The 343-nt window shown below is 60.9% G+C and carries 2 tRNA genes; both read left to right on the top strand.

What is annotated here, in order from left to right:
- Positions 1-20: 20 nt before the first annotated feature.
- A tRNA-Asp gene (locus ACNFCI_RS24090) sits at positions 21-97 on the top strand.
- Between the two features lie 141 nt (positions 98-238).
- A tRNA-Asp gene (locus ACNFCI_RS24085) sits at positions 239-315 on the top strand.
- Positions 316-343 lie beyond the last annotated feature (28 nt).

The following is a 343-nucleotide window of genomic DNA, read 5'->3' as shown; positions in this document are numbered from 1 at the left end:
GGCGTAAGCCTGAACGATACGCAGCGGTAGTTCAGTCGGTTAGAATACCGGCCTGTCACGCCGGGGGTCGCGGGTTCGAGTCCCGTCCGCTGCGCCATCTTCGCCTCGAGGCCCCTTGAACGCCTCGAAGCAACAAACGAAGCGATCAGCGAATCGCTTTTTTTGTGCCTGCCTTGCGAGCGAGCGTTTCGTAAGGTCAGATCCTCAAGTTTCAACCAGGCGCAAGCCTGGGCGATACGCAGCGGTAGTTCAGTCGGTTAGAATACCGGCCTGTCACGCCGGGGGTCGCGGGTTCGAGTCCCGTCCGCTGCGCCATCTTCGCCTCGAGGTCCCTTGAACACCT

It is taken from the genome of Pseudomonas sp. NY15356 (assembly GCF_048068175.1).
Taxonomy (GTDB): domain Bacteria; phylum Pseudomonadota; class Gammaproteobacteria; order Pseudomonadales; family Pseudomonadaceae; genus Aquipseudomonas; species Aquipseudomonas putida_K.
The sequence above is the reverse complement of the archived record's forward strand: the minus strand, read 5'-3'. Positions and strand labels throughout refer to the sequence as shown.